At 57.7% G+C, this 359-nt stretch carries 1 protein-coding gene; it reads left to right on the top strand.

What is annotated here, in order from left to right; all coding sequences use genetic code 11:
* On the top strand, nt 1-359 hold a 359-nt coding region (locus G9F48_RS19335; protein WP_165409980.1), incomplete at both ends, for a polyketide synthase dehydratase domain-containing protein.

Here is a 359-nt window from a genome sequence, read left to right as displayed (position 1 = left end):
ACCGCCCAGCGCTTTACTTCTGTTTTTTCAGGGCATGAACCGTTTTTTGCCGATCACATCGTCAATGGAAAACCGGTGCTTCCGGGCGCGGCTGCTTTAGAAATGGCCCGGGCCGCCGTTACACTTGCCGCTGAGGGCTTGCCGGGCGGGAAAGCGGGTGTCCGGCTCAAACAGATCGTTTGGCTCCGTCCGGTGACGGTGCTTTCTGAGGGAGTGACGCTTCATGTAAAGCTTCAGCCGGAAGAAAACGGAGACATCGCTTTTGAAGCGTATGCCGAAGGGGAAGAGCCGCTTGTCTTTTTCCAGGGAAAGGCCGTGCTCGAAGAGACGGAGCGTGCTCCGGTACTCGATGTGGAGGC

Origin of the sequence: Bacillus sp. EKM420B (assembly GCF_011065565.1) — a bacterium.
Taxonomy (GTDB): Bacteria; Bacillota; Bacilli; order Bacillales; family Bacillaceae; genus Bacillus; species Bacillus velezensis.
Note: the sequence above shows the minus strand (reverse complement) of the source record. Positions and strands in the feature narration are given on the sequence as shown.